The 1,184-nt window shown below is 61.6% G+C and carries 2 protein-coding genes; one reads left to right on the top strand and one right to left on the bottom strand.

Annotation, left to right across the window (positions count from 1 at the left end):
• Positions 1–477 (top strand): hypothetical protein (locus AC1DY5_RS56400; protein WP_478122833.1); only part of this gene is annotated, 477 nt, incomplete at its 5' end.
• Here the strand turns inward: AC1DY5_RS56400 and AC1DY5_RS56395 are convergent.
• Positions 474–710, bottom strand: a complete 237-nt coding sequence (locus tag AC1DY5_RS56395; protein WP_478122832.1) for a helix-turn-helix transcriptional regulator — start codon at positions 708–710, stop codon at positions 474–476. The two genes, AC1DY5_RS56400 and AC1DY5_RS56395, sit on opposite strands and share 4 nt — an antisense overlap.
• Positions 711–1,184 lie beyond the last annotated feature (474 nt).

Raw genomic sequence — 1,184 nt, 5'->3', positions numbered from 1 at the left:
GCGTACATCAGCTGCTGGCACATGAACCAGGGTGAATCAGCGGCGATGTGGAAGCTATATGCGCAGACCAAAGAGGCGGTGGCAATAAGGACTTCCTTTGCGAGACTCGATCGCGCCTTGGACGATGAGACATGCGTCGGCGTTGTGCACTACATTGATTTCGAGACGACCGCCATCGATACGTCCAGCCTCTTCTACCAGTACACCCACAAGCGCCGCTCATTTGCACATGAACATGAGTTGCGCGCATTTGTGTTTCGAGCGCCGATAGATCCGATCACTGGCACTTTCGACCGGTCATTTGTTCCGCCGCTGGGCATCTCGAAGCCAATTGCGCTGGATGAATTGATCGAGGCGGTMTACGTAGCGCCGACTTGTCCCCCTTGGTTTACGCAGCTGGTTCGAAGAGTCGTGAGCACATACGGTTTGAACGCACCGGTACTGCAATCGAGCTTGGACAACGAGCCGTTGTTCTAGGCGCCAGCGCTGACTCGGCGCCGACCGGTGTTCTTGGGAGGCAGCTGCTCGGAAACGGGCCGGTTCTCGGCCCACTCCTCGACCTCGCGCACCAGCCAAGCCACCCGGCGGCCTGAAAGCGTGCGCGGCTTCGGAAATTCGTTCTCGCGCACAAGCTTCTCGACTGTCGATTCAGAGAGGGCAACGGCTTCGGCCACGGCGGCCCGGTCAAGGTAGAACTGTCGTGCGGTCATGGTTTCGTCCTCGGCGGCAGYACGCCGAACATGGAATCTTGTTCTGCGACCTGGTCGGCAGTCGCGGGTGGTTCTGGTGGCGGAGCTGGCCGGCGCATCTCCTCGCGGCATCCGACAGGCAACGCAGTTGCAGGCCCTGACCGTTGAGGGTGTAGCGGCAGCCGTCGGCGCATGGGGGGCGGGCAGTCACAGCTCGAGCTCCAGATTGCCGGACTTCGCGCGGAGGCGGGCAGTGGCGAGTCTTGACCTCGGCCATCGCGCGGGCTGTGGCGCCTAGGAGGGCGCTGACGTGGGGCCGGGTCATGAGGCGCTCCGGGGAAGCCGCGGCGCGTGCAGGCTGCCGCCTACGCAAAATCGAGGCTTCAGGCGCCAGATGGATCTGGCGTTTGGTGTCAGCCTGTGGGTCTGGAAACTCGAATTTCGTGAAATGGAAACCGACGCGAAAAACGACCTCCTTGATAGGCTCCATGTCGC

The sequence above is a fragment of the Variovorax sp. P4_D9 genome (assembly GCF_056401695.1).
Note: the sequence above shows the minus strand (reverse complement) of the source record. Positions and strands in the feature narration are given on the sequence as shown.